General features: G+C 73.9%; 19 protein-coding genes and 1 pseudogene. 9 read left to right on the top strand and 11 right to left on the bottom strand.

Features of this window, described 5'->3' with window-relative positions; genetic code table 11:
- The first annotated feature begins 33 nt into the window (after nucleotides 1-33).
- The 4 genes from AB0873_RS04020 to AB0873_RS04035 all read left to right on the top strand — a co-directional run bounded on the left by AB0873_RS04020 (nucleotide 34) and on the right by AB0873_RS04035 (nucleotide 2,514).
- Nucleotides 34-594 carry a peroxiredoxin gene (locus AB0873_RS04020; protein ID WP_155333682.1) on the top strand — a complete coding sequence of 187 codons (561 nt, stop codon included), beginning with the start codon at nucleotides 34-36 and terminating at the stop codon, nucleotides 592-594.
- 2 nt (nucleotides 595-596) lie between these two features.
- Complete coding sequence (locus AB0873_RS04025) at nucleotides 597-1,127, top strand: carboxymuconolactone decarboxylase family protein (protein ID WP_155333683.1); 531 nt, start codon at nucleotides 597-599, stop codon at nucleotides 1,125-1,127.
- 141 nt (nucleotides 1,128-1,268) lie between these two features.
- Entirely contained in the window at nucleotides 1,269-1,727 is a 459-nt protein-coding gene (locus tag AB0873_RS04030; RefSeq protein ID WP_155333684.1) for a PRC-barrel domain-containing protein, read from the top strand.
- 58 nt (nucleotides 1,728-1,785) lie between these two features.
- Nucleotides 1,786-2,514, top strand: coding sequence for a tyrosine-protein phosphatase (locus tag AB0873_RS04035; RefSeq protein ID WP_366598313.1), 729 nt, complete (start codon nucleotides 1,786-1,788; stop codon nucleotides 2,512-2,514).
- A 37-nt stretch (nucleotides 2,515-2,551) separates the two neighbouring features.
- Here the strand turns inward: AB0873_RS04035 and AB0873_RS04040 are convergent, their stop codons facing one another.
- Both AB0873_RS04040 and AB0873_RS04045 read right to left on the bottom strand, forming a co-directional pair.
- Complete coding sequence (locus AB0873_RS04040) at nucleotides 2,552-3,649, bottom strand: branched-chain amino acid aminotransferase (RefSeq protein ID WP_366598314.1); 1,098 nt, start codon at nucleotides 3,647-3,649, stop codon at nucleotides 2,552-2,554.
- 232 nt (nucleotides 3,650-3,881) lie between these two features.
- Nucleotides 3,882-4,913: a 3-isopropylmalate dehydrogenase gene (locus tag AB0873_RS04045; RefSeq protein WP_366598315.1), complete on the bottom strand. Its 1,032-nt coding sequence runs from the start codon at nucleotides 4,911-4,913 to the stop codon at nucleotides 3,882-3,884.
- Between the two features lie 212 nt (nucleotides 4,914-5,125).
- Here AB0873_RS04045 and AB0873_RS04050 point away from each other — a divergent pair, with 212 nt between their 5' ends.
- A complete protein-coding gene (locus tag AB0873_RS04050) occupies nucleotides 5,126-5,983 on the top strand; it encodes an FAD:protein FMN transferase (RefSeq protein ID WP_366598316.1) in 858 nt (285 codons plus the stop codon).
- A 400-nt stretch (nucleotides 5,984-6,383) separates the two neighbouring features.
- Nucleotides 6,384-6,740, top strand: coding sequence for a hypothetical protein (locus AB0873_RS04055; RefSeq protein WP_155333689.1), 357 nt, complete (start codon nucleotides 6,384-6,386; stop codon nucleotides 6,738-6,740).
- Nucleotides 6,741-6,937: 197 nt separating this feature from the next.
- Here AB0873_RS04055 and serA read toward each other — a convergent pair whose 3' ends face one another.
- Nucleotides 6,938-8,536: a phosphoglycerate dehydrogenase gene (serA, locus tag AB0873_RS04060; protein WP_155333690.1), complete on the bottom strand. Its 1,599-nt coding sequence runs from the start codon at nucleotides 8,534-8,536 to the stop codon at nucleotides 6,938-6,940.
- Nucleotides 8,537-8,804: 268 nt separating this feature from the next.
- Here serA and AB0873_RS04065 point away from each other — a divergent pair, with 268 nt between their 5' ends.
- The gene (locus tag AB0873_RS04065; protein ID WP_366598317.1) at nucleotides 8,805-10,499 is read left to right on the top strand and encodes a tetratricopeptide repeat protein; all 1,695 of its coding nucleotides are present in this window, start codon (nucleotides 8,805-8,807) and stop codon (nucleotides 10,497-10,499) included.
- 75 nt (nucleotides 10,500-10,574) lie between these two features.
- Here AB0873_RS04065 and ilvC read toward each other — a convergent pair whose 3' ends face one another.
- The 4 genes from ilvC to AB0873_RS04085 all read right to left on the bottom strand — a co-directional run bounded on the left by ilvC (nucleotide 10,575) and on the right by AB0873_RS04085 (nucleotide 16,653).
- Entirely contained in the window at nucleotides 10,575-11,588 is a 1,014-nt protein-coding gene (gene ilvC, locus AB0873_RS04070) for a ketol-acid reductoisomerase (protein WP_366598318.1), read from the bottom strand.
- Between the two features lie 60 nt (nucleotides 11,589-11,648).
- Nucleotides 11,649-12,164 (bottom strand): acetolactate synthase small subunit, encoded by a 516-nt coding sequence (ilvN, locus tag AB0873_RS04075; protein ID WP_073832451.1) that lies wholly within the window; start codon nucleotides 12,162-12,164, stop codon nucleotides 11,649-11,651.
- On the bottom strand, nucleotides 12,164-14,044 hold the full coding sequence (locus tag AB0873_RS04080; RefSeq protein WP_366598319.1) for an acetolactate synthase large subunit: 1,881 nt from the start codon (nucleotides 14,042-14,044) through the stop codon (nucleotides 12,164-12,166). Before AB0873_RS04080 ends, ilvN begins: the two co-directional genes overlap by 1 nt.
- 185 nt (nucleotides 14,045-14,229) lie before the next feature.
- On the bottom strand, nucleotides 14,230-16,653 hold the full coding sequence (locus AB0873_RS04085; protein ID WP_366598320.1) for a bifunctional diguanylate cyclase/phosphodiesterase: 2,424 nt from the start codon (nucleotides 16,651-16,653) through the stop codon (nucleotides 14,230-14,232).
- A 110-nt stretch (nucleotides 16,654-16,763) separates the two neighbouring features.
- Between AB0873_RS04085 and ilvD the strand changes: the two genes are divergently transcribed.
- Entirely contained in the window at nucleotides 16,764-18,611 is a 1,848-nt protein-coding gene (gene ilvD, locus AB0873_RS04090) for a dihydroxy-acid dehydratase (RefSeq protein WP_366598321.1), read from the top strand.
- A 74-nt stretch (nucleotides 18,612-18,685) separates the two neighbouring features.
- Here the strand turns inward: ilvD and AB0873_RS04095 are convergent, their stop codons facing one another.
- The 3 genes and pseudogenes from AB0873_RS04095 to AB0873_RS04105 form a co-directional block, all read right to left on the bottom strand.
- A complete protein-coding gene (locus AB0873_RS04095; RefSeq protein WP_155333696.1) occupies nucleotides 18,686-18,925 on the bottom strand; it encodes a hypothetical protein in 240 nt (79 codons plus the stop codon).
- A 112-nt stretch (nucleotides 18,926-19,037) separates the two neighbouring features.
- Nucleotides 19,038-21,470 carry a glycoside hydrolase family 2 protein gene (locus AB0873_RS04100; RefSeq protein ID WP_366598322.1) on the bottom strand — a complete coding sequence of 811 codons (2,433 nt, stop codon included), beginning with the start codon at nucleotides 21,468-21,470 and terminating at the stop codon, nucleotides 19,038-19,040.
- A pseudogene (locus tag AB0873_RS04105) lies at nucleotides 21,467-21,580 on the bottom strand (carbohydrate ABC transporter permease); the annotation flags it as partial. The gene AB0873_RS04100 and the pseudogene AB0873_RS04105, both read right to left, overlap by 4 nt.
- A gap of 240 nt (nucleotides 21,581-21,820) precedes the next feature.
- On the opposite strand from AB0873_RS04105, the gene AB0873_RS04110 reads away from it, so the two are divergent.
- The gene (locus AB0873_RS04110) at nucleotides 21,821-22,843 is read left to right on the top strand and encodes a LacI family DNA-binding transcriptional regulator (RefSeq protein WP_366598324.1); all 1,023 of its coding nucleotides are present in this window, start codon (nucleotides 21,821-21,823) and stop codon (nucleotides 22,841-22,843) included.
- 21 nt (nucleotides 22,844-22,864) lie between these two features.
- Here AB0873_RS04110 and AB0873_RS04115 read toward each other — a convergent pair whose 3' ends face one another.
- Entirely contained in the window at nucleotides 22,865-25,174 is a 2,310-nt protein-coding gene (locus AB0873_RS04115; protein WP_366598326.1) for a GGDEF domain-containing phosphodiesterase, read from the bottom strand.
- Nucleotides 25,175-25,343 lie beyond the last annotated feature (169 nt).

Here is a 25,343-nt window from a genome sequence, read left to right on the forward strand (position 1 = left end):
TTGCCGGCCCCGTACCGCTGTCAAGGAGGACCCGTGCTCACTGTCGGTGACCACTTCCCCGAGTACGAACTCACCGCCTGCGTGTCGCTCGACGCCGACAAGGCGTTCGAGACGATCAACCACAAGTCCTACGAGGGCAAGTGGCGCGTCGTGTTCTTCTGGCCGAAGGACTTCACGTTCATCTGCCCGACCGAGATCGCCGAGTTCGGCCGCCTCAACGGCGAGTTCGCCGACCGGGACGCCCAGGTCCTCGGTGTGTCGGTCGACAACGAGTTCGTCCACTACGCGTGGCGCAAGGACCACCCGGACCTGCGGGACCTACCCTTCCCGATGCTGAGCGACATCAAGCGTGAGCTGACCGCCGCGTGCGGCGTCCTCGGCGAGGACGGCGTGGCGCAGCGGGCGACCTTCATCGTCGACCCCGACAACGAGATCCAGTTCGCCATGGTGACCGCCGGCTCGGTCGGCCGGAACGTCTCCGAGGTGCTGCGGGTGCTCGACGCGCTCCAGACGGACGAGCTGTGCCCGTGCAACTGGAACAAGGGCGGCGAGACTCTCGACGCCACCGCGCTCCTCGCCGGCGCCGGGGCCTGACCATGGGTCTGGACGCGGTGAAGGCGGCTCTTCCCGAGTACGCCAAGGACATCAAGCTAAACCTGGGCTCGACCATCGGCACCTCCACGCTCAAGCCGGAACAGGCCTGGGGCACCGCCCTGGCCTGCGCCGTCGCGGCGCGCAACGCGGTGGTGCTGAAGGAGGTCGCCGAGGAGGCCGCCGCTCACCTGGGGCCGGATGCGGTCGAGGCGGCCAAGGGCGCCGCCGCGATCATGGCGATGAACAACGTCTACTACCGGGCCAAGCACCTGATCGGCGACGAGCAGTACCAGTCGATCCCGGCGCGGTTGCGGATGCAGATCATCGCGCGGCCGGGCGTGGAGAAGGCCGACTTCGAGCTGTGGTGCCTCGCCGTCTCCGCGATCACCGGCTGCGGTGTCTGCCTCGAGTCGCACGAGAAGACCCTGCGCGCCGCCGGCTTCAGCCGTGAGCAGGTGCACGAGGGCCTGCGCATCGCCGCGGTCGTGCACGCCGCCGCGGTCACCCTCGACGCCGAGGCCGCGCTCGCCTGAGTCAGCCGCGAAGGGCCGGCCGGTGCACACCGGCCGGCCCTTTTCGTTCGCGGCCCGGGGTGTGCCGATCTCGACACCGGGTAGGACATGGGGCTGACAGGCACCAACCCCCGATCAGTCGAGTAGAGGAGATGGAACGCCATGGAGCGGCTCGACCCTCGAACGACCCACGGGACGCCGGACCCGCTCGTGACCGGCGGTCAGGGCGCCTTCCCGGGCGGCACGCCCGGCGGCACCTTCGACCCCTGGAGCTACCGGGACGACGCCGGTTTGATCGGCGCCGACCTGGTGGACTACAAGGTCGAGGCGAGTGACGGCAGCATCGGTAAGGTGGACCGGTCCAGCCACGAGGTCAACTCCAGCTACCTCGTTGTCGACACCGGCCCGTGGATCTTCGGCAAGAAGGTCATGATCCCTGCCGGCACCGTCAACCACGTCGACCACGACGAGCGGAAGGTCTACGTCGACCGGAGCAAGGACCAGATCAAGGCCGCGCCCGAGTTCGACGAGACCGCCGACACCGACCCGGCATACCGGGACAAGCTCGGTGGTTACTACGGCGACACGTACTCGGCCATCCCGCCGGGTACCGCCAGGTGACGGTGATCCTGTTCGACGGCCGGTGGGGCTCCGCCCCGCCGGCCGTTACCGTGTCGGGGTGGACGCAATCGAGGTCACCCGTTTCTCCACCCTCTTCAACTTCCGCGACATCGGCGGGGCGGTCGGCCACGACGGCCGCGCCGTCCGCCGGGGCCGGCTCTTCCGGTCCGACTCACCGCACCGGCTCGACGACGCCGACCGGGAGGCGTTGGCCGCCCTCGGGGTACGGACGGTGCTCGACCTGCGCCGCCCGTACGAGGTGGAGCGCGACGGCCGGATCCCCGACCTGGACGGCCTGACCTGGCGGCACATCCACCCCGAACACGCCGAGTGGAGCGACAACCCGTACCGGCCCGGAGCCGACCTGGCCCGCTACCTCGCCGACCGGTACGCGGACCTGGCGCAGACCGGCACCGCCGGGCTGGGCGAGGCCGTCGGGCTGATCGCCGACGACGTCAACGCGCCGGTGCTGGTGCACTGTGTGGCCGGCAAGGACCGCACCGGCATCGTCTGCGGCCTCACGCTCGCCGTGCTCGGCGTCGCCGACGCCGACATCGCGGCGGACTACGCCCTGAGCACCGAGGCCGGCGAGAAGTTCATGGCCTGGTTCAGGTCGACCGGGCAGCAAGTGCGGCCGGGGCTGCCGCCGCTCACCTGCCCCGAGGAGGCGATGCTGCTGTTCCTCGCCGAGCTCCGCGAGGGGTACGGCTCGGTCGAGGGGTACCTGCGGCACGCGGGCGTCACCGACGCGCAGCTCGACACCCTCCGCAACCACCTGCTGGAGTAGCCGCCGAGGCCCCGACGTTAGGAAGGGGCCCTTCCTTTCAGAACACGCGGTGGACCCAGTCGTGCGGGTCCGGGGCGTTGCCGCGCTGGATGTCGACCAGCTGCTGGCGCAGGGCCATCGTCACCCGGCCCGGCTCCCCGCCGCCGATGAGGAACTCGCCGTCCGGGAAGCGGACCGTGCCGATCGGGGTGATCACGGCGGCGGTGCCGCAGGCGAACACCTCGCGCAGCCGGCCGCTGGCCGCGTCGGCCTGCCAGTCCGCGAACGTGACCGGCTGCTCCTCCACCCGGTGCCCCGCGCCGGCGGCCAGGGCGAGCACCGACTCGCGGGTGATGCCGGGCAGGATCGTGCCGGTCAGCGGCGGAGTGACCAGCGTGCCGTCGTCGTAGACGAAGAAGATGTTCATGCCGCCCAGCTCGTCGACGAACCGGCGCTCCACCGCGTCCAGGAAGACGACCTGGTCACAGCCGTGCTCGATCGCCTCCGCCTGCGCGACCAGCGAGGCGGCGTAGTTGCCGCCGCACTTCGCGGCGCCGGTGCCGCCCGGTGCCGCCCGCGTGTAGTCCGGCGAGACCCAGACCGTCACCGGCCGGACCCCACCCGAGAAGTACGCCCCGACCGGGGAGGCGATGACCGCGTACAGGTACTCGTTGGCGGGGCGGACACCGAGGAACACCTCGCTGGCGAACATGAACGGTCGCAGGTAGAGGCTGCCGTCCTCGCCCTCCGGGATCCACTCGCGGTCGACCTCGATGAGCCGGTGCAGCGAGTCGACGAACGTCTCCTCGGGCAGCGTGGGCATCGCCATCCGCCGGGCGGACGCGGCGAACCGGGCCGCGTTGGCGTACGGGCGGAACATCGTCACCCCGCCGTCGCCGCTCCGGTACGCCTTCATCCCCTCGAAGATCTCCTGCGCGTAGTGCAGGACGGCGGCGGCCGGGTCCATCGGGATCGGCGCCCGCGCCTCCACCCGGGCGTCGTACCAGCCCTTGCCGTCGGCGTAGCGGATGGTCACCATGTGGTCGGTGAAGACCCGCCCGAAGCCGGGGTTGGCCAGCAGTGCGGCCCGGTCGGCGGCGGATACCGGCGCGGGATTCGGACGGATCTCGAAGTCGAGCTTGTCACCACCGCTCATCGCGCTGACCTCCCTGGGGGACGGACGGCACACGGGTCCGCATGCCGAGAAATCTGGTGCGAGAAACTTACCCCGAACGGTCGTTCAGCGGGTAGCGCCGCCGGGCCGCGTGGGCGCCGCCGGACGGGCCGACGTGGCGCCGCCCCTGGTGACGGGGTCGGGCCGGGTCGGTGGCCACGGGCGCCGGGTCGGGGCCCGTGGATCGCGGTCGCCGAGCGGCGACCGGACGGGTTCAGGCGGTCGCGTACGCGGCCAGCCGGTCGCCAACCTCGTCGGTGCGTACCGGTACGCCGGGCGTCCGCGCGGCCAGCTCCGCGCCGACGGCGGCGGTGATCCGGGCCGCCTCCTCGGCGTGGCCGAGCTGGTCGAGCAGGAGAGCGGCGGAGAGCACCGCCGCCACCGGGTCGGCCACGCCCCGCGCGGCGATGTCCGGCGCGGAGCCGTGCACCGGCTCGAACATCGACGGGTACGCGCCCTCGGGGTTGATGCTGCCGCTGGCCGCGAGCCCGATGCCACCGGTGACCGCGGCGGCGATGTCGGTGAGGATGTCACCGAACAGGTTGTCGGTGACCACCACGTCGTACCGCTGGGGCTGGGTCACCAGGAACATCGCGGCGGCGTCGACGTGCTGGTACTCCGTCGCCACGTCGGGGTGCTCGGCGGCGACCGTCTCGAAGGTCCGCGCCCACAGCGATCCCGCGTGGGTGAGCACGTTGGTCTTGTGCACGAGGGTCACCTTGCGCCGCTCGCGCCGGCGGGCGCGGGCGAACGCGTCCCGGATCACCCGCTCCACTCCGTGCCGGGTGTTGAGGCTCTCCTCGGTGGCGATCTCCGCGGGGGTACCCCGGTGCAGGCTGCCACCGGCGCCCGCGTACAGGCCCTCGGTGCCCTCGCGGACCACGACCAGGTCGACCTCGCCGGGCTTGACGCCGCCGAGCGGGCCGGCCGTGCCGGGCCAGAGCCGCGACGGGCGCAGGTTCACGTACTGGTCGAAGGCGAAGCGCAGCTTGAGCAGCAGACCGCGTTCCAGCACACCGGGCGGGACGGTCGGGTCGCCGACGGCACCCAGCAGGATGGCGTCGTGCCCGGCCAGCTCGTCGAGCACCGAGTCGGGCAGCACCTCGCCGGTGCGGTGGTAACGGGCGGCACCGAGGTCGTACTCGGTGGCCGCCACGCCGGGAAGCACCGCGTCGACGACCTTGCGGGCCTGCGCGACCACCTCAGGGCCGATGCCGTCCCCGGCCACCACCGCGATCCGTGCCACGCTGCGCTCCTTTGCTCCACCGTTCAACCGACGGTACGCCGCCGTCCCGACTCCCGGTACGAATCTTCCATAATCTGGGAAACCGGGATGCACAGGAGGCTTCCAGGTGACATTCATGGGGTGGTCATCTCCGCTGCCTAGCCTGATGACCAGCGGGTCACGGGGGCTCGCGACCGGCGCCGCGACGGGGCGGAGCCGTCGGCCGAGGAGGCATGGTAGTTGTGCGGATCGACGAGCAGCCACGGACCCGCTGGGTCGACCCGTCGGTCTTCCAGCCCCACCCGCGTCCGGATCTGCGCCTCGGCGCCCTCCACCACCGCGTCGACGGGGTCTGCGCGGCGGCCGACGACCGCATCGCCGTCCAGCACACGGTCCGCACCGCCACCGCCGAGTACACGCTGCTGCTGAACGCGCCGGAGTGGCTCGGCCGCCGGGGCGTCGGCGAGGCGCTGCGCGACGCCGTGGCGGAGCTGCGCGCGATCGACCTGACCTACGGCCCCACCCGGCCGGAGAGCCTCGTGTCCCGGCTGCGCCGGGGCGAGATCAGCCCGGAGTCGTACCCACCGCTGGCCGACCTGGTGGACCGCTGCGCCGCGATGCGGGCCGCCACCGACGGCTGGTTCGACGCGTGGGCGGTGCCCGGCGGCTTCGACCCGGGCGGACTGCTCGGCGGGTGGGCGGTGGAGCGGGCGGCGGCCCGGTTGCGCGCCGCGGGCGTCCACGACTACGCCGTGCTCGCGGGCGCCGACCTCGTCGTACGCGGTCACGCGCCGCACGGCGGTCCCTGGCGGGTGGCGGTGCACCACCCCACCGACCGGCGGCGGGCCCCGCTGGTGCTGGAGATGACCGCCGGTGCGGTCGGCACGTCCGGCGTGACCGGGCGACAGGGACATGTCGTGGACCCGCACACCGGCGAGCCGGCCGACCACCTGGTCGCCGCCACCGTCATCGGGCCGGACCTGGCCGTCGCCGACGCCTACGCCACCGCGCTCTACGCCGCCGGCCCCGCCGGGCTGGCCTGGTTCCGCGACGGATCCGACTACCGCGCGCTCTTCGCCGACCGCCGCTGAGCAGACTGCTCCCGGGCGCCGGCCTCGCCGGCGAACGTGACCGGCGCGGCGCGGAACTCCACGGCCGGCGTGGACGCGTCGGAGTGTTGGGTGAGTGACCCCTCGGCGGCCGATCCGCGATCGGCCCCCACGGTCTCGGCAACGACCGTGAGGGCCGGTCAGCGACGAGTGCGCGTGGCTCGCGCAATCGAGGGGTGCGGGCCAGTCGGGCTTGGACGTCGACCTCGCCACCCGAAGACGGGCCCACGTCACGCGCTCGGCCGGTGACCGCACCGGTACGCTAGCGAATCGACGCAACTCGACGCAAGAGTCTCCACTGCGGACCCTCCCGACAAGATTGCGACGGACCTGCGGCGGGGCAATTTCGACATGGTGAACGACGGATGGCACGCTGTCCGCCGTGAGTTTCGATCTGAGCGTGTGGGCCCTGGCGGACGGGGCGACGCCCGAGGACGTACGAGCGGCGGTGCAACGGTGCCGGCAGGGCCAGCATACGGACCGTCAACCCGATCCCCGTGTCGTCGCCTTCTACCGGGCGATCACCAGCACGTACCCGGACCGTCCGGCCGGCGCGGACACGCCGTGGGCGGTGGCGCCGCTGCACGCGGCCGGTGACCACGTCGAACTGAACCTGCACCCGACCTGCGAGGACCAGGTGCTGCTGGACATCGAGCGGCTGGCCGGCGAGCACGGGCTGATGCTCTTCGACGCCCAGGACGGCTCGGTCTACCCACCGCCCACCCGCGTCACCACCTGACGCCGCGAGGAGGCCGCACTCTCGGGGAAGGTGCGCTCATCCGAGGCCGGATGGCCACTCTTTCCGGGAAAGTGCGCGGATCTCGCGGGCGCGGGTCTCGCGGGCGCGGGTGCGGATCGCGCGGGGCGCAGGCGAAGGGGACGGGGACGGCGGAGGGGCCCGGCGTCCGCCGGGCCCCTCCGCGTCGTGCGCTCAGGTCACTCGTCGCGCAGGTCCGCGGCGCTGGCCGCGGTCGCGCCGATCGAGTCGGCCGCCGAGGTGAGCAGGTCGGCGCCGAGCGCCTGGTCGATGGTGAGCGTCATCAGCGTCTCGCCACCGGCCTCCCGCCGGGCCACCTGCATGGCGGCGATGTTGATGCCCGCCTCGCCGAGCAGGGTGCCGACGGTGCCGACGACACCGGGCCGGTCGACGTACCGGAGGAAGACGAGGATGCCCTCCGCACCGATCTCGACGTCGAAGCCGTCCACCTCGGTCAGCTTGATGACGTCGCGGGTGCCGGCGGTGGTGACGGTGCCGGAGACGCTGACCGTACGGCCGTCGGGCAGGGCACCGCGGATCGTGACCAGCACCGGGTGGTCGGCGGTCTCGGGCTGGGTCGTGAGGGACACCTCGACGCCCCGCTCGGCCGCGAGGTGCGGCGCGTTGACGTAGGTGACCTGCTCCTCGACGACCGAGCTGAACAGCCCCTTGGTGGCGGCGAGCTTGAGCACCGAGACGTCGTGGCTGACGATCTCGCCGCGGACCTCGACGGTCACGCTGGCGGCGACCCCGCCGGCGACCGCGGTGAAGGCGCGGCCGAGCTTCTCGGCCAGCGGCAGCAGCGGCCGGACGTCCTCGGCGACCACGCCGCCAGCCTGGACGTTCACCGCGTCCGGCACGAACTCGCCCTGGAGGGCCAGCTTGACGCTCTTGGCCACGGCCAGGCCGGCCTTGTCCTGCGCCTCGTGGGTCGACGCGCCCAGGTGCGGGGTGGCGACCACGTTGTCGAACGCGAACAGCGGCGAGGAGGTGCAGGGCTCCTTGGCGTACACGTCGACGCCGGCACCGGCGACCCGGCCCTCGGCGATCGCGTCCGCGAGAGCCTGCTCGTCGACCAGGCCGCCCCGGGCGGCGTTGACGATCCGCACGCCGGGCTTGACGATCGCCAGCTCCTTCTCGCCGATCAGGCCGACGGTCTCCGGCGTCTTCGGCAGGTGGATGGAGATGAAGTCGCTCTCCCGCAGCAGCTCCTCGAGGCCGACGAGGCGGACGCCGAGCTGGGCGGCGCGGGCCGGCTGGATGTACGGGTCGTACGCGATCAGCCGGGTGCCGAACGCGGCGATCCGCTGCGCGAAGAGCACACCGATGCGGCCGAGGCCGACCACGCCGACGGTCTTGCCCTGGATCTCCACGCCGGTGTACTTCGACCGCTTCCACTCCCCCGCCTTGAGCGCGGCGCTGGCGCTCGCGGTGTTGCGGGCGACCGCGAGCAGCAGCGCGACGGCCTGCTCGGCGGCGGAGACGATGTTGGAGGTGGGGGCGTTGACGACCATGACGCCCCGCGCGGTGGCGGCCGGCACCTCGACGTTGTCCAGGCCGACGCCGGCGCGAGCGACGACCTTCAGGCGCGGCGCGGCGGCGATCGCCTCGGCGTCGATCTGGGTCGCGCTGCGGACGATGACGGCGTCGGCCTCGGAGAGCGCCGAGAGCAGGGCCGGTCGGTCGGTGCCGTCCACGTGACGGACGTCGAAGTCGTGGGCGAGCACCTCGATGGCGGCGGGAGCGAGTTCTTCGGCGATCAGTACGACAGGATTCATCGGTCCTCGTAGACGTCGTATGCGTTCGGCCGGGGGCGACGGGACGCCGCGCTGCGCCCTGCGCTGTTCCGTGCCGTGGCCGTCAGGTGCCGGCTGGGGCACCTATCCAAGGATCGTAGGGGGCTGCCCCGCCGACGTGCCTCCGGACTGCGCGTGAGCGCCCTCACACAGGTGGTTCGCACGTCCGACATCCGCCGTTCACCCGAGGACCCGGTTGGCGTGGCCCCGGTACAACGGGAGCCGGCAACCACGCGGGAAGGAGCCACCTATGTCGCTCGTGGTCCGGATCGCGCTGCTCCGGCCCCTGGCCCGGCTCCGGCCCCTGCGGTGGGGGCCGCGGCTGGCCGAGTCGTTGGTCACGCGGTCCCACCAGGTGAGCGGACTGATCGGCGGGACCGCCCGGCGCGCGGCCGCCGCGGAGGAGGCGGTGGCGCTGTGCCGTCGACTGGCGGCCGACCGGCCGAACCCGCACCGGGTGGACCTCGCGCGCGCCCTGGTGGCCCGGGCCGCCGTCCCCGACGCCCAGCCCGCAGCCGAGGCGATCGAGCAGTTACGGGAGGCGATCGGGTACGTGGCGGACCCGCCGGACCGCGCCGCCCTCGTGGTGCTCGCCGCCGCCCGCGAGCGGCTGGCCGCCAACCTGTCCGAACTGGGCGAGACGCGCGAGGCACTACCGCTGGCGCTTCGTGCCCGGGCCACCTGGGACGCCGCCGCTCCGCTCGGGCCGGACGAGCGGATGCGGCTGGCCGGGACGCTGCTGGTCATCGGTGACTGCCAGGCGAGGCTGGGCCGGCCGGAGCAGGCGCTCGACGTCCGGCGGCAGGCCCGGGACCTGCACCAGGCACTCTCCCGCTACCAGCAGTCGCGGTGGGCCTCGCTCGGGGCCACGGCGGCGATCGACCTCGCACGTAGCGAGGCGGCGGCCGGCCGCGTCCAGGAAGCGCTCGCCCTGCTCGACCCGGCCCGCGACGACCTCGGGTTCCTGCGCCTCGTCCAACCGCCGCGCGGGCGGAAGCTCACGGCCGACGCCCTGCTGGTGGAGGCGGAGTGCCGCGCCGAGCTGGGCGAGACCGAGGCGGCGGTGCGGGCTGCCGGTGAGGCGACCGGCCGGCTGCGTCGGCTGGTCGGCGCCGCCCCGGGCGCCCGGCGGGGCCACCTGGCTGCGGCGCTGCGGGTGCACGGGCAGTTGCTGCTCCGGTCGGGCCGGCGGGAGGAGGGCGCCGACCGGGTCGCCGAGGCGGTCGAGGTGGCCCGGGGCGCCGACGACGGCGAGCTGGCCCGTGCCCTGACCCAGCTCGCCGCCGCGCGGATCGCGGACCGGCGGTGGGACGCGGTCGAGCCGCTGCTGGACGAGCTACTCCCGGTCTGCCGGCGCTGGACCGGGGACCTGCCGGAGGAGTTCCGCCCGATGCTGGTCCAGGCGCTGCTCCTGGTCCTGGCCATGACCGCGTTCGAGACGCCGGGCGGGGACCCGGGGCCGGGCGCGCCGCCGCGCGACCGGGTGGCCGGGCTGGACGGGGTGACCGCCGGACGGGAGGCCGTGGAGCTGGCCCGGCACCTGGCCACGGCGGATCCCCAGTACCGCGTCCTGCTGGGGCACGCGTTGTTCGGACTGGACAAGGCGGTCAACCGGGCCGGCGACGTACGGGAGGCCGCCGAGCTGCTGCGCGAGTGCGTGGCCCTGCGCCGTCAGCTGTTCGCCGAGGAACCGGCGGCGCACCGGTCGGACCTGGTCGATGCGCTGGTGAACCTGGGCAACCGGCTGCACGTCCTCGGCCGGCTCGACGAGGCGCTGCCCGCGTACGAGGAGAGCGTCGCACTGATCCGGGCGACGGACTCCGGCCTGCCACCGGCGCAGGCCGTCACGCCGCTGCGCAACCTGGCCCGCACCCTCGCGGCACTGGGCCGCACCGAAGAGGCGGAGCGGACCGCCGCCGAGGCGGAAGCCCTGGCGGAAACGTGACGGCGGCCCGGGTCCCGATGCCCGGGGGAGCGAGCGTCGGGACCCGGGCCGCTTGGCGGTAGCCGGACCGGGCGGTCAGGCGGTCTCGGTGATCGGCCGGTCCACCCAGCTCATCATCCCGCGCAGCTTGCGGCCGGTCTCCTCGATCGGGTGCGCGGCGCCCTCGGCCTGCCACTTGCTGAAGTTCGGCCGGCCGGCCTCGTCCTCGGCCACCCACTCCCGGGCGAACTCGCCGGACTGGATCTCGCCCAGGATCTTGCGCATCTCCTCCTTGACCCGGGCGTCGATGACGCGCGGGCCGCGGGAGAGGTCGCCGTACTCGGCGGTGTCGGAGATGCTGTAGCGCATCTTCGCGATGCCGCCCTCGTACATGAGGTCGACGATGAGCTTCAGCTCGTGCAGGCACTCGAAGTACGCCACCTCGGGCGCGTACCCGGCCTCGGTGAGCACCTCGAAGCCGGTCTGCACCAGCGCCGCCGCGCCACCGCAGAGCACCGCCTGCTCGCCGAACAGGTCGGTCTCCGTCTCCTCCTTGAAGGAGGTCCGGATGGCGCCCGCCCGGGTGCCGCCGATGCCCTTCGCGTACGACAGGGCCAGCGCGAGCGCGCCGCCGCTGGCGTCCTGCTCGATCGCGACCAGGCAGGGCACGCCCTTGCCGTCGACGTACTGGCGGCGGACCAGGTGACCGGGGCCCTTGGGGGCCACCATCGCCACGTCCACGTCGGCCGGCGGGGTGATCAGGCCGTAGCGGATGTTGAAGCCGTGGCCGAAGAACACCGCCTTGCCCGCGCTCAGGTTCGGCGCGATCGACTCGGCGTAGAGGCGGCGCTGCGCGGTGTCCGGGGCGAGAATCATGATCACGTCGGCCTCGGCCGCCGCCTCCGCGGGCGTGACCACCCGCAGGCCCTGCTCCTCGGCCTTCGCCCGGCTCTTCGAGCCCTCCTGCAGGCCGATCACCACGTCGACGCCGGAGTCCCGGAGCGACAGCGCGTGGGCGTGGCCCTGGCTGCCGTAGCCGATCACCGCGACCCTGCGGCCCTGGATCAGGCCCAGGTCGGCATCGTCGTCGTAGTACACCTCAACGCTCATGGAATTCCCTTTCGTACGGCGGCCCGGGCGGCCCGTCGTGGTCTGAAGCGGTGCGGAGGATCAGGCGGCCCGGAGCGCCGGACCGGCGGTGATGGAGCGCGAGCCGCGCCCGATCGCCACCGTGCCGGACTGGACCATCTCCTTGATGCCGAAGGGTTCGAGGTCGCGCAGCAGCGCGTCCAGCTTGTCGGGGGTGCCGGTCGCCTCGATGGTCAGCGTGTCCGGCGCGACGTCGACCACCCGGGCGCGGAACAGGTTGACCGTCTCCAGCACCTGACCCCGGGCGTTGCGGTCCGCGCGGACCTTGACCAGCAGCAGCTCGCGGGCGACGGACACCTGCGGGTCCAGCTCGACGATCTTGAGCACGTTCACCAGCTTGTTGAGCTGCTTGGTGACCTGCTCCAGCGGGGACGACTCGGCGTTCACCACGATGGTGATGCGGGAGACGTCCGGGTTCTCGGTCTCGCCGACGGCGAGGCTGTCGATGTTGAAGCCGCGCCGGGAGAACAGCCCGGACACCCGGGCCAGGACACCGGGCTTGTTCTCCACGAGCACGGAGAGCGTGTGCATCGTCATCAGATGTCATCCTCGTCGAAGGCCGGGCGGACGCCGCGGGCGAACATGATCTCGTCGTTGCTGGTGCCGGCGGCGACCATCGGCCACACCATCGCGTCCTTGCCGACCACGAAGTCGATGACCACCGGGGCGTCGTTGATGGCCATCGCGGCCTCGATCGTCTTGTCGACGTCCTCGGCCGTCTCGCAGCGCAGGCCGATGCAGCCGAGCGCCTCGGCCAGCTTCACGAAGTCGGGGATGCGGTGCTTGTGCGTGCCGAGGTCGGTGTTGGAGTAGCGCTCCCCGTAGAACAGGGTCTGCCACTGGCGCACCATGCCGAGGTTGCCGTTGTTGATGACGGCGATCTTGACCGGGATGCCCTCCAGGGCACACGTCGCCAGCTCCTGGTTGGTCATCTGGAAGCAGCCGTCGCCGTCGATCCCCCAGACCACCGTGTCCGGCTTGCCGACCTTGGCGCCCATGGCCGCCGGCACCGCGTACCCCATCGTGCCGAGGCCACCGGAGTTCAACCACGTGTACGGCTTCTCGTACGAGATGAACTGGGAGGCCCACATCTGGTGCTGGCCGACACCGGCGACGTAGATGGCGTCCGGGCCGGCGATCTCGCCGAGCCGTTTGATGACGTACTGCGGGGACAGGGTGCCGTCGGCCGGCTCCTCGTACCCCAGCGGGTAGCGCTTGCGCAGGTCGTCGAGCTGGGTCCACCAGTCGGCGAGGTCGGGACGGTGCCCGCCCGCCTGCTCGGTGGTGACGGCCGCGATCAGCTCGTCGATCACGTGCCGGGCGTCACCGACGATCGGCACGTCCGCGTGGCGGTTCTTGCCGATCTCCGCCGGGTCGATGTCGGCGTGCACGACGGTCGCGTCCGGGGCGAACGAGTCCAGCCGGCCGGTGACCCGGTCGTCGAACCGTGCGCCGAGCGCGACGATCAGGTCCGCCTTCTGGAGGCCGTAGACCGCCGCCACGGTGCCGTGCATGCCGGGCATGCCGAGGTGCTGCCGGTGCGAGTCGGGGAACGCGCCGAGGGCCATCAGCGTGGTGACCACCGGGATGCCGGTCAGCTCGGCGAGCTTGCGCAGGCCCTCGGTGGCGCCGGCCTTCAGCACGCCGCCGCCCACGTACAGCACCGGCCGCCGGGCGACGGCCATGAGCCGGGCCGCCTCCCGGATCTGCTTGCCGTGCGGGTGCAGCGTCGGCCGGTAGCCGGGCAGGTCGAGCGTCGGCGGCCAGGCGAACGCCGTCGGCGCCTGGAGGACGTCCTTGGGGATGTCCACCAGGACCGGACCGGGTCGGCCGGTCGAGGCGAGGTGGAACGCCTCGGCCAGCACCCGGGGGATCTCGTCGGCGTTCTGGACCAGGAAGTTGTGCTTGGTGATGGGCAGGGTGATGCCCTGGATGTCCGCCTCCTGGAAGGCGTCCGTGCCGATCGAGGGCCGCGCGACCTGGCCGGTGATCGCCACCATGGGCACCGAGTCCATGTACGCGTCGGCGATCGGCGTGACGAGGTTGGTCGCGCCCGGCCCGGAGGTGGCGATGCAGACGCCGACCCGGCCGGTGGCCTGCGCGTACCCCGTCGCGGCGTGCCCGGCCCCCTGCTCGTGCCGGACCAGGATGTGCCGGACGGTGGAGTCGTAGAGCGGGTCGTACGCCGGCAGGATCGCGCCACCGGGGATGCCGAAGACGACGTCGACGCCGAGGGCTTCGAGGGACCGCACGAGGGAACCGGCACCGGAGACCTGGGCCGGAGCGGGGGTGCGTACCCCCGGGACGGTCGGGGTGGCCGCGGCGCGGGCGGCCGGCTCGGCGTCGTGCGCCGGCTCGGCGGCCGCGCGGGCCCGCCGGGCGGAGTTGGCGAGGGTCTCGGGCGTGGGTCTCGTCATGGCGGTTCAGGCCTTCGGCTGGAGTGGGTGCGGCTCTCGGGCAGTGGAACGCGGGCGGGGCCCGCACCGATGGGGTCTGACGGCAACAAAAAAGCCCACGTGCAGGATGCACGGGGCCAGCGCACTCTCGGTGGGGAGAGTGCGCTCAGGTAAGTACTCGACGCGACCAGTACGACAACATGCGGTCAAGCCTGACGCATCTCACGCGCTGAGTCAACTGATCCCACATGCTGGTTAACGGATCTTGTGGAATCCCCCGTTCGGGGAGCTTCGGGGCCCTGTTCGGCCTGCTCGGAGGCGGGTTGGCGGGGCGCGGGAAGCCTCGGCAGGCGTCGCGGTGGCGTGGGACGGGCCGGCGGGGCGGGCGGCGCCGAGGTCGGGACCGGCCGGGCCCCGGGCGACGTGGCGGCCTCCAACATCGCCTCCAGGTGCTCGGCCGGCACGCCCCAGCCGAAGAGGGCGCCCTGGCCGAAGCGGCAGCCGGCCGCCACCACCGCGGCCAGCTCCGTCGGGGTGGTGACGCCCTCGGCGATGACCTCCAGGCCGAGCTGGTGACCGAGCCGCATCACGATGTCGACCATCGGTGCGAAGGCCGGCCCGTCCGTACCGATCGGCCGGACCGGCTCGTGCTCGGCGACGAGGCTGTGATCGATCTTGAGAATGTCGATCGGGAGGCGGCGCAGCTGGCCGAGCGACGAGTACCCGGCGCCGAAGTCGTCCAGGGCGATCCGGACGCCGGTGCGCCGCAGCGCGCTCAGCCGGCGGATCAGCTCGTCCAGGTCGGTCGCGACCGCGTGCTCGGTGACCTCCAGCACCAGGCGCTGCGGTGGGACGTGGTGGGCGCGCAGCGCCTCGGCGACCTGGACGACGTACTCCGGGGCGTGCAGCTCCCGGGGCGAGACGTTCACCGACACCCACACGTCGTGGCCGTCGGCCAGCCAGCGGGAGAGCTGGTGGCAGGCCTCGTGCAGCACCCAGGCACCCAGCTTGGCGATCATCCCGCACTCCTCGGCGAGGGGGATGAACTCGTCGGGCCGCACGTTGCCCAGCTCCGGATGGCGCCACCGCAGCAGCGCCTCGGCGCCGACCGGGCGCACCGACGGCAGCGAGGCGACCGGCTGGAACGCGAGCCGCAGCTCGCCGCGGTCGATCGCGCCGCGCAGCTCGTGCTCCAGGGTGGTCCGCCGGCGCAGCAGCCGGTCGTACGCGGCGTCGTACCGCTCGATCCGGTTCTTGCCGCGCTGCTTGGCGTACCGCAGGGCGAGGTCGGCGTGGCGCAGCAGCAGCTCGACGTCCGGCTCGCCGGCCCAGCCGGCGGTGCCGATGCTCACCGAGAGGAAGACCGCCCCCTCCGGCTGCTGGTACGCGGCGCCGAGCACCCCGAGCAGCCGCTGACCGACCCGGTCGGCGTCGGCCGGCCGGCCCGGCATCAGCACGGCGAACTCGTCGCCGCCGAGACGGGCCGCCACGTCGCCGGGGCGCAGGTTGCCGCGCAGCCGCCGGCCCACCTCGGCGAGCACCGCGTCGCCGGCGTCGTGGCCCCGCATGTCGTTGACGTTCTTGAAGCCGTCGAGGTCGAGGGTGAGCAGCACGCACGGGGTGCCCGCCGCCGCGCAGCGGTGCAGGGCCCGCAGCAGCCCCCGCCGGTTGGCCAGGCCGGTCAGCGGGTCGGTGTGCGCGAGCTCACGGAAGTGGGCCTCCCGCTCGGCCAGCCGGCCCGCGTACCTGCGGACGTCGTGCAGGGTCAGGTACTGCCGGGCCACCAGCGCGAAGCCCTCCACGCTGCCGGCCACGATGCCCAGCGCGTCGAACCGGCCGTCCTGGAGCAGGTGGTACATCGCCGAGGCCGCCATCGCGACCATCGGCAGCACGCCGTACTCGGCGTCGCGCCGGTTCACGTCGACCTCGAACCGGCAGGGCGGGTCGAGCCGCCGGACCACCAGCGCGACGGTCAGCAGACCGGCGGCCAGCACCGCCGCGCCGACCAGCGCCACCGCCGGGCCCGCCTGGCACAGCCCGGTGGCGATGCCGAGCCCGCCGGTGGTCACGCCGACGGCGCCGGTCACGAGCGTGGCGAGCCGGTGCCGCCGGGGCGGGGCCCGGAAGACCACGATGACGGCCAACCCCGCGGTGAGCGCCGCGCTGACGGTGGCGAGCAGGATCGGCTCGCAGGCCATCGGGGTGGCGTCGCCGAGCAGCCGGGTCGGCTCGGAGAAGAGCACCCACCCCACGAACCAGAGCGCGGTGGCGACGATCAGGCCGTCCAGCGACAGCCGGGTGGCCACCCCGGGCGTGGGCGCCACCCCGGGCAGCCGCAGGATCCCGGCCGCGAAGAGCAGGCCGCTGACGGCGGTGACCAGCGCGACCACCTCGGCCCAGCCGGTGCGCCGGACCGACCCGTGCCCGGCGTGCCCCGCCGCCTCCAGCGCCACGCCCGCCCCGACCAGCACCGCCACCAGCCCGACGCCGGCCGCCGCGGCGAGCAGCACGTACGCCGAGCGGTGCGCCACCTCCCGCCGCCGCACGCCGGCGGTCAGCAGCGCGACGCCCGACGCGGCGACGAGCGCGCTCAGCACCGCGACGGTGAGCATGCCCGGGGGTGACAGCACGCCCTCAACTGTGCCGGATCACCCCGCGCGGTGGGGTACCGGGTGTGCATCTGTTGGGACACGTCCTGCGCGGGCGGCGGTCGCGCGGCGGCGGTGCCAGACTGGTATGCATGCCTGAGCTGCGGTCGAAGACCTCCACGCACGGTCGGACGATGGCCGGCGCCCGGGCCCTGTGGCGGGCCACCGGGATGACCGACGACGACTTCGGCAAGCCGATCGTCGCCATCGCCAACAGCTTCACCCAGTTCGTCCCCGGTCACGTCCACCTCAAGGACCTCGGCGGTCTCGTCGCCGACGCGGTGGCCGAGGCCGGCGGGGTCGGCCGAGAGTTCAACACCATCGCGGTCGACGACGGCATCGCGATGGGCCACGGCGGGATGCTCTACTCGCTGCCCAGCCGGGAGCTGATCGCCGATGCCGTGGAGTACATGGTCAACGCCCACTGCGCGGACGCCCTGGTCTGCATCTCCAACTGCGACAAGATCACGCCGGGGATGCTGCTGGCCGCGCTCCGGCTGAACATCCCGACCGTCTTCGTCTCCGGCGGGCCGATGGAGGCCGGCAAGACGGTCGCGATCGAGGGCGTGGTCCACTCCAAGATCGACCTGATCGACGCGATGATCGCCGCCTCCAACGAGGCGGTCACCGAGGACCAGCTCGGGGCCATCGAACGCTCGGCCTGCCCGACCTGCGGCTCCTGCTCCGGCATGTTCACGGCCAACTCGATGAACTGCCTCACCGAGGCCATCGGCCTGGCGCTGCCGGGCAACGGCTCGACCCTCGCCACCCACGCCGCGCGCCGGTCGCTCTTCGTCGAGGCCGGGCGCACCGTGGTGGAGATCGCCAAGCGGTGGTACGACGGCGACGACGCCGCCGTGCTGCCCCGGTCGGTCGCCAGCCGCTCGGCGTTCGAGAACGCGGTGGCCCTGGACGTGGCGATGGGCGGATCGACGAACACGATCCTGCACCTGCTCGCCGCCGCGCGGGAGGCCGAGCTGGACTTCTCGGTCGCCGACATCGACGCCATCTCCCGGCGGGTGCCCTGCCTCGCCAAGGTCGCACCGAACTCGCCGCAGTACCACATGGAGGACGTGCACCGGGCCGGCGGCATCCCGGCCATCCTGGGCGAGCTGGACCGCGCCGGCCTGCTCAACCGGGAGGTGCACGCCGTGCACTCCCCCTCACTGGACCGCTGGCTGGCCGACTGGGACGTGCGCGGCAGAACGGCGGTCCCGGAGGCCGTGGAGCTGTTCCACGCCGCCCCGGGCGGGGTCCGCACCACCGAGCCGTTCTCCACCACCAACCGCTGGTCGTCGCTGGACACCGACGCGACGGGCGGCTGCATCCGTGACCGTGAGCACGCGTACAGCGCCGACGGCGGGCTGGCCATCCTGCACGGCAACCTCGCGCCGGACGGCTGCGTGGTGAAGACCGCCGGCGTGCCCGAGGAGTGCCTGACGTTCCGTGGCCCGGCGAAGGTGTACGAGTCCCAGGACGACGCGGTGTCGGCGATCCTGGCGAAGGACGTCGTCGCCGGTGACGTGGTGGTGATCCGGTACGAGGGGCCGAAGGGCGGCCCGGGCATGCAGGAGATGCTCTACCCCACCTCGTTCCTCAAGGGCCGCGGGCTGGGCCGGGCCTGCGCGCTGCTCACCGACGGTCGGTTCTCCGGCGGCACCTCCGGGCTGTCCATCGGGCACGTCTCACCGGAGGCGGCCTCCGGCGGCCTGATCGCGCTGGTCGAGGAGGGCGACGAGATCGTCATCGACATCCCGGGGCGCTCCATCGAGCTGAACGTGCCGGACGACGTGCTCCAGGCCCGCCGGATCGCCCAGGAGAAGCGGGACCGCCCGTACACCCCGGTCGACCGGCAGCGCCCGGTGTCGGCGGCGTTGCGCGCGTACGCCTCGATGGCCACCTCGGCCAGCGACGGCGCCTACCGCCGCGTCCCCGAGTGAGAAGGAAGGGCCCCTTCCTAACGCCCAGGGCGGTGGAAGGGGCCCTTCTTAACATCGCAGCGGGCACGGTGGCTTCACTGGTTGCCGCGAGGGACGCCACCCGGATCGGCGGCGGGGTTCTGGTCGGCGGGCGAGGTGCCGCCGTACGATCCGCCGCCCGGCGACATTCCTGCGACCCCCATCGGCGACTGGAACTGCTCGTCCGGCTCGCCGGTCTCGCCGTGGATCCGGTCGGGGGCTCCGGGACCGGGGTCTGCGCCCCCGGCGTGCTCGTCGAGTTCCTCGGGCAGGGAGGGATCAACCGGTTTCGTCATGCCCACCAGGTACCCCACGGGCGCCGGCGAAACCGCACCGGGCAACGCCGTGCCGAAGGCGTTAAGAAGGGGCCCCTCCACTACCGGAGACGTTAAGAAGGGGCCCTTCCTTTCAGTCGTTCACGCAGCGGAGGGTCGGGCGGCGGGTGAGCGCGGCGGGGTCCAGCGGGGTGTGCGCGCGGACGGTGAAGGTGACGGACTCGCCGGGCAGCAGCGTCACCAGCGCCTCGTCGACCTCGGCCGACGGATCGAGGCGGTCCGGGAACAGGGTCAGGTCACGCAGGATCGTCCGCGCGGAGACCCGGACCCGGTGGCCGGCGTCGGCCGGCTCGACCGTCGCGTCGTACCCGGCCGCCGGCCACGCGACGTCGCGATCCTCGGCGTAGAACCAGAGCGCCCGCTCGGCCTCCTCCCCCGCCTCGGCGAGCAGCAGCTCCCGGCGGGCCTCCTCCGGCCGCGCCAGCTCCGCCGGCAGCGCCCGCACCACCGAGGAGTACGGCGGCACGTCCAGCTCGACCGCGGTCTTCGCCCGCGGCTCACCGGCCAGGGTGAGCCGGGTGACCGTCGCCCCGGTCCGCCACGGCGAACCGGTCTCGTTCACCGCGACCAGCGCCAGCCCGCCGTCGCGGGGTTGGACGGTGAGCAGCCGGTCGGCGTAGGCCCGGCGCAGCGCGTACCACAGCGGTTTGCGCCGGCCGTCGCCGTCGACCGCGGACCAGGAGGTGACCGGCCAGCAGTCGTTCAGCTGCCACACGATGGTGCCGGTGCAGCGGTCCCGGTGGGAGCGGAAGTGCTCCACCCCGACCTGGATCGCGCGGGCCTGGACGAGCTGGGTGAAGTAGTGCCAGTCGTCGAAGTCGCGCGGGGCCGGCAGGTGGGCGTCGAGACCCCGGCGCAGCTTGCGGTCGCCGTCGGTCGCCTTCTGGTGGTGGACCATGCCGGGCGAGTCGTGGGCGAGCGGCTCGTCGGTCAACGCCCGGCGCAGCGTCGCGTACGCCGGGGGCGCCTGCCAGCCGAACTCGGCGACGAAGCGGGGCACGTACTCGCGGTACGTCAGGTAGTCGGCGGTGTTGTAGACGTCCCAGATGTGCGTGGTCCCGTAGGCGGGATCGTTGGGGTGGATGTCCTCGCTGCCGGACCAGGGGCTGCCCGGCCAGTAGGGGCGGGTCGGGTCCAGCTCGGCGACGATCCGGGGCAGCAGGTCCAGGTAGTAGCCGCGGCCCCAGGTGCGCCCGGCGAGCGGCTCCTGCCAGTCCCAGTCGTGCCAGCCCCAGATGTTCTCGTTGTTGCCGGTCCACAGCACCAGCGACGGGTGCGGCGCGAGGCGGACCACCTGCTCGGCCGCCTCCGCGGCGACCTCGGTGGCGAACGGCTCCTCCTCGGGGTACGCGGCGCAGGCGAAGGGGAAGTCCTGCTGCACCAGGAGGCCGCGCTCGTCGGCCAGCTCGTAGAAGTCCTCCGACTCGTACCGGCCGCCGCCCCACACCCGCAGCAGGTTGACGTTGGCGCCGGCGGCCTGGTCGAAGCGCCGCGCCAGCCGCTGGCGGGTGATCCGGCTGGGGAAGGCGTCGTCGGGGATCCAGTTCACGCCCCGGACGAAGATCGGGGTGTCGTTGACGTGCAGGGCGAACGGGGCGCCGTGCGCGTCGGGGGCGGTGTCGACCCGTACCGACCGGAAGCCGATGCGCCGCCGCCAGGTGTCGAGCACGGCGCCGTCGCCGTCGACGAGGGCCACGTCCAGGGTGTGGCGCGCCTGGTCGCCGTACCCCCAGGGCCACCACAGCTGCGGGTCGCGGACGGTGAGGGTCAGGACGGCCCGGTGCTCCCCCGCCGCGATCCGCGCCTCGGCGTCGGCACCGGCGACGGAGGCGCGGACGGTGACCGGCACGTCGGCGGCGCGCTCCACGTCGACGTGCAGCTCGACCCGGCCCTCGCCGCCGGCGACGGTGACCAGCGGGCGGACGGTCCGCAGCCGGGCGGTGGACCAGCCGTGCAGGCCGATCTCCCGCCAGATGCCGGCGGTGACCACCGTGGGCCCCCAGTCCCACCCGAAGTTGCAGGCCATCTTGCGGATGAAGGGGAACGGCTCGGGGTACGCGTTGGGCCGGTCGCCGAGCCGGTCACGGTGCGCCTCGGCGTACCGGTACGGCGAGTCGAAGCGGACGGCGAGGGCGTTGTCCCCGGCCCGCAGCAGGGCGGTGACGTCGAAGCGGTACCCGCGGTGCATGTTCTCGGTGCGGCCGACCTCGGCGCCGTTGAGGGTCACCGTGGCGACCGTGTCCAGGCCGGCGCAGACCAGGTCGAGGCGCTGGTGCCCGCCCGACGGCCGGTCGAACGTCGTCTCGTACACCCAGTCGGTGCGCCCGATCCAGGCGAGCCGCGTCTCGTTGTCGTCGAGGTACGGGTCGGGGACGAGCCCGGCGGCGAGCAGGTCGGTGTGGACGCAGCCGGGGACGGTGGCCGGCACCACCCGGCCGGCGACCGCGGCCGGCACCTCCGGTCCGGGCAGCGCCCGCAGGGTCCAGCCCTCGTGCAACGGGGTCACGACTTCACCGCACCTTCCATGATTCCGCGGACGATCTGGCGTCCACCGATGAACAGCATGACCAGCAGGGGCAGGGTGACGACGAGGGCGCCCGCCAGCACCCGGCGGTAGGACGAGGCTGACCGCGCCGACGGCGGCTCTCCTCGCCCACCGGGCCAGGGATCGCGTCATCACATCCTCCACCCAACTGGCATCGCTCCCGACATCGAGCGACATCTACTGAACCGGATAAGCTACGACACCGTACGGGCGGCCTGCGACCCTGTCAACGACCCGGACTGACGTAGGCTGAACCGAGCAAGTGATCAGCGGCCGCCGACGCGGGGCGGCGGAGCACGAAGGGGGCGCCGGTGAAGCGGCCGACCATCGCCGACGTCGCGCGCCGGGCCGGGGTCTCGAAGGGAGCGGTCTCCTACGCGCTCAACGGTCAGCCCGGCGTCTCGGAGGCGACCCGGCAACGCATCCTCGCCGTCGCGGCGGAGATCGGCTTCAGCCGCAGCAGCGCCGCCCGGGCGCTCTCCGGCGCCACCTCGGACGCCATCGGCCTGGCGTTGTGCCGGCCCGCCCGCACCCTCGGGATCGAGCCGTTCTTCATGGAGCTGATCAGCGGCGTCGAGGCGGAGCTCTCCGCCCGGTCGTACGCGCTGACCCTCCAGGTGGTCGCCGACCAGGACGCCGAGATCGCCGTCTACCGCCGCTGGTGGGGCGAGCGGCGGGTGGACGGGGTGCTCGTGTGCGACCTGCGCGCCGACGACCGGCGCGTCCCCGTCCTGGAGGAGCTGGGCCTGCCCGCCGTCGTGATCGGCGGGCCCGGCGGCACCGGGCGGCTGGCCAGCGTCTGGTCCGACGACGCGGCGGCCCTGGTGGAGACCATGGAGTACCTGGTCGCCCTCGGCCACCGCCGCATCGCCCGGGTGGGCGGCCTGCCCGAGCTGCTGCACACGTCCATCCGCACCGAGGCCTTCACCGAGGTGTGCCGGCGGCTCGACCTGCCCGACGCGGTCACCGTCTCGTCCGACTACACCGGCGAGGAGGGCGCCCGCGCCACCCGCCGCCTGCTCAGCTCGCCCGCGCGGCCCACCGCCGTCATCTACGACAACGACGTGATGGCGATCGCCGGGCTGTCGGTGGCGCAGGAGATGGGGCTCGCCGTCCCGGGCGACCTGTCCATCGTGGCGTGGGACGACTCACCGCTGTGCCGGCTCGTGCACCCGCCGCTGACGGCGCTGGGCCGGGACATCCCCGCGTACGGCGCCCACGCCGCCCGCCAACTGCTGGCCCTGATCGGCGGGTCGCCGGTCGGCGGGTTCCAGGACGAGACCGCGCACCTCACCCCGCGCGGCAGCACCGCGTCGCCACCCCGGCTCGGCTGAACCGATTCAGCCGCAGCGTCGTCAGCGGGACGCGTAGGGGAACTCGTCGAAGTACGCCTCGACCCGCTCGGCGGTGGCCGGCCGGGCGAGGGCGAACCCCTGCCCGTACCGGCACCCGGCGCGCTGCGCCCCCGCCACCTGGTCCTCCGACTCCAACTCCTCGACGACGATCTCCAGGCCGAGCCGATCGCCGACACTCACCACCACGTCGATCAGCGGCCCCGACGCGTCCGTCCCCCGGGTCACCAGCTCCGGGCCCACCTTGAGCAGGTCGATCGGGAGCCGGCGTAGCTGCGCGAGGGAGGCGTGCTCGGCGCGGAAGTCGTCCAGCGCGGTGCGGACACCCAACGACCGCAACCCCGCCAGCCGGGCCACCACCGTCGGCAGCTCCGCCGCCACCCTCGGCTCGGCCACCTCGACCACCAGCCGATCCGGCGGCAAGCCGTACGTGTCGAGCACCGCCGCCGTCCGGGGCACGAAGTCCGGCGCGGTCAACTCACGGACGGTCACGTTGATCGCCATCCACAGCTCACGCCCGGTGCCGGTCCAGTCGGCCAGCTGCCGGCAGGCCCGGTCGAGGACCCAGAGGCCCAGCTCGCCCACCACGTCGAGATCCTCCGCCACCGGCAGCAGCTCGGCGGGAAGCACCGTGCCGAGCACCGGGCTGCGCCAACGCAGCAGCGCCTCCGCGCCCACCGGCACCCGGTCGGCCAGCCCGAGCACCGGCTGGAAGACCAGGTCCAGCTCCCCCCGGGCGACCGCACCGGGCAGTTCCCGCTCCAGATCCAGGCGGCGGACCAGCTGCTCCTCCAGGTAGGCGTCGTACCACTCGACCCGGTCCCGGCCGAGCTGCACGGCCCGCCGGCGAGCCAGGTCCGCCTGGCGCAGCACGTCCTCCGGGTCGGTCCCGCCGGTCTCGGCCAGCCCGATGCTGGCCTGGAGCCGCAGCACCGCGCCGGGCACCTGGTAGGGCTGGGTGAGCGCGGCGACCAGCCGGGTCCCCAGCGCGTACGCGAGCAACGGCCCGACGCCGGTCGCCACCGCGAAGCCCGTGTGGGTCACGTCGGCCACCAGGTCGCCCGGGCCGAGGACGGCCCGGGTCCGGCGCGCCACCTCGGCCGCCAGGTCGGGACCGGCGAGCCGCTCCGCCACGTCGGCGCTGGGCGCGTGCAGCTCCACCACGAGCAGCGCACTCGACGGGGGCGGCGCGTCCCGCAGCACGGCGAGCGCCCGCAGCAGCGCATCCCGGTCCCCGGTCAGGCCGGCCCCGGCCGCCCCGCCCGCCGGCGGCGGCACCGAGCCGCCCGCCCCGACGGACCCGGCCGCGCCGTCCACCGGCGCGGGAACCCACCCGGCGTGCGGACGCCGCCGGGGCCGGAGCAGCTCCCGGAGCACCAGTGGCGGGATCACGCAGAGCGCGAGCAGCACGGCGGTCGGATCGGGCGCCAACCCGGAACCGAGCCACCAGGCGGTCGCCGCGACCACGGCGACCGCCGGTGCCACCACCCGCGGCCAGACGGCGGTCGGCCGCGGCGGCGGGTCCAGCTCCGGGCGCAGCGCGCGCCGCGCACCCCCCGCGGTCAGCAGCACCCCGCCCACCAGCGGGGGTACGGCCAGCAGCCCGGCCCGGTCGGGCAGGGGGCCGGCGGTCAACGTGGCGAGCACGACCAGGCCGGTCAGCGCGAGCGCCGCCCCACCGCGGCACCGGGCCGCACCGGAGTGGCGGTGCGGCCCGGTCAGCGCGGTGAGCGCGGCCACCGCCAGCACGCCGAGCGCCACCGCCGCGGCGAGACGGGCCGGGGCGCCGACGCTGTCGCGTGGCAGGAGCAACCAGGCGGCGAGGGCCAGGCCGGCGCCCGGCCCGGCCGCGTCGGCGGCGCGGCGCAGCCGGACCCGGACCGGTGGGTGCGGCGGGTTGGCCAGCACGGCCAGGCCGGCCCCGAACAGCACGGCCGCGACGGCCAGCCCGGTGACGGCCGCGCTGCTGCGCTGCGCGTCGTCCGTCAGCGGCAGGACGGCGGCGGTGAGCCCGGCGGCGACGACGGCCGCGTCCAGCAGGGCGGCGACCCGCCGGGGCCGGGCCGCCCGGCGCCGCGCGGCGGCCCGGGTGTCGCCGTCCCGGGCGGCCGGACGGGGTGGGCCGGCGGCCAGCCGCGACAGCCGGGTGCCGGCGAGCGCGCTCCCGGCGGCCGCGGTGAGCGCCACCACGCCCAGGGCGGGCAGCGGTCCGACCGCGGCGGCGAGCAGGAGCACGGTGACCACTGCGAGGACGACGACCTCCGGCAGGGCCGGCCGGCGGGCCGGGGCGCGGAGCGGGTACGCGAGGGGCACGGCGATCGCCTTCGTGAGGGGGCACGGGGGCGGTGCGGCGGGGCGGGACGCGAACGAAAAGTCCGGTGCCCAACCCTCGTCAACGAGGCGGCGACCGGGCGGTGACGACCACCTTACCGTGACGTGCGTCACCGCCCGGGTCGGGCGGTGACCGGTGCGGCCCGCCGCG

Origin of the sequence: Micromonospora sp. NPDC047707 (assembly GCF_040704235.1) — a bacterium.
GTDB lineage: Bacteria > Actinomycetota > Actinomycetes > Mycobacteriales > Micromonosporaceae > Micromonospora.

Bases quoted from the DNA above. Each gene is read 5' to 3' on its own strand.
- AB0873_RS04025 (WP_155333683.1), top strand. From the start codon at position 597: ATGGGTCTGGACGCGGTGAAGGCGGCTCTTCCCGAGTACGCCAAGGAC.
- AB0873_RS04030 (WP_155333684.1), top strand. From the start codon at position 1,269: ATGGAGCGGCTCGACCCTCGAACGACCCACGGGACGCCGGACCCGCTC.
- AB0873_RS04040 (WP_366598314.1), bottom strand. From the start codon at position 3,649: ATGAGCGGTGGTGACAAGCTCGACTTCGAGATCCGTCCGAATCCCGCG.
- AB0873_RS04050 (WP_366598316.1), top strand. From the start codon at position 5,126: ATGGTAGTTGTGCGGATCGACGAGCAGCCACGGACCCGCTGGGTCGAC.
- serA (WP_155333690.1), bottom strand. From the start codon at position 8,536: ATGAATCCTGTCGTACTGATCGCCGAAGAACTCGCTCCCGCCGCCATC.
- AB0873_RS04065 (WP_366598317.1), top strand. From the start codon at position 8,805: ATGTCGCTCGTGGTCCGGATCGCGCTGCTCCGGCCCCTGGCCCGGCTC.
- ilvC (WP_366598318.1), bottom strand. From the start codon at position 11,588: ATGAGCGTTGAGGTGTACTACGACGACGATGCCGACCTGGGCCTGATC.
- ilvN (WP_073832451.1), bottom strand. From the start codon at position 12,164: ATGACGATGCACACGCTCTCCGTGCTCGTGGAGAACAAGCCCGGTGTC.
- AB0873_RS04080 (WP_366598319.1), bottom strand. From the start codon at position 14,044: ATGACGAGACCCACGCCCGAGACCCTCGCCAACTCCGCCCGGCGGGCC.
- ilvD (WP_366598321.1), top strand. From the start codon at position 16,764: ATGCCTGAGCTGCGGTCGAAGACCTCCACGCACGGTCGGACGATGGCC.
- AB0873_RS04095 (WP_155333696.1), bottom strand. From the start codon at position 18,925: ATGACGAAACCGGTTGATCCCTCCCTGCCCGAGGAACTCGACGAGCAC.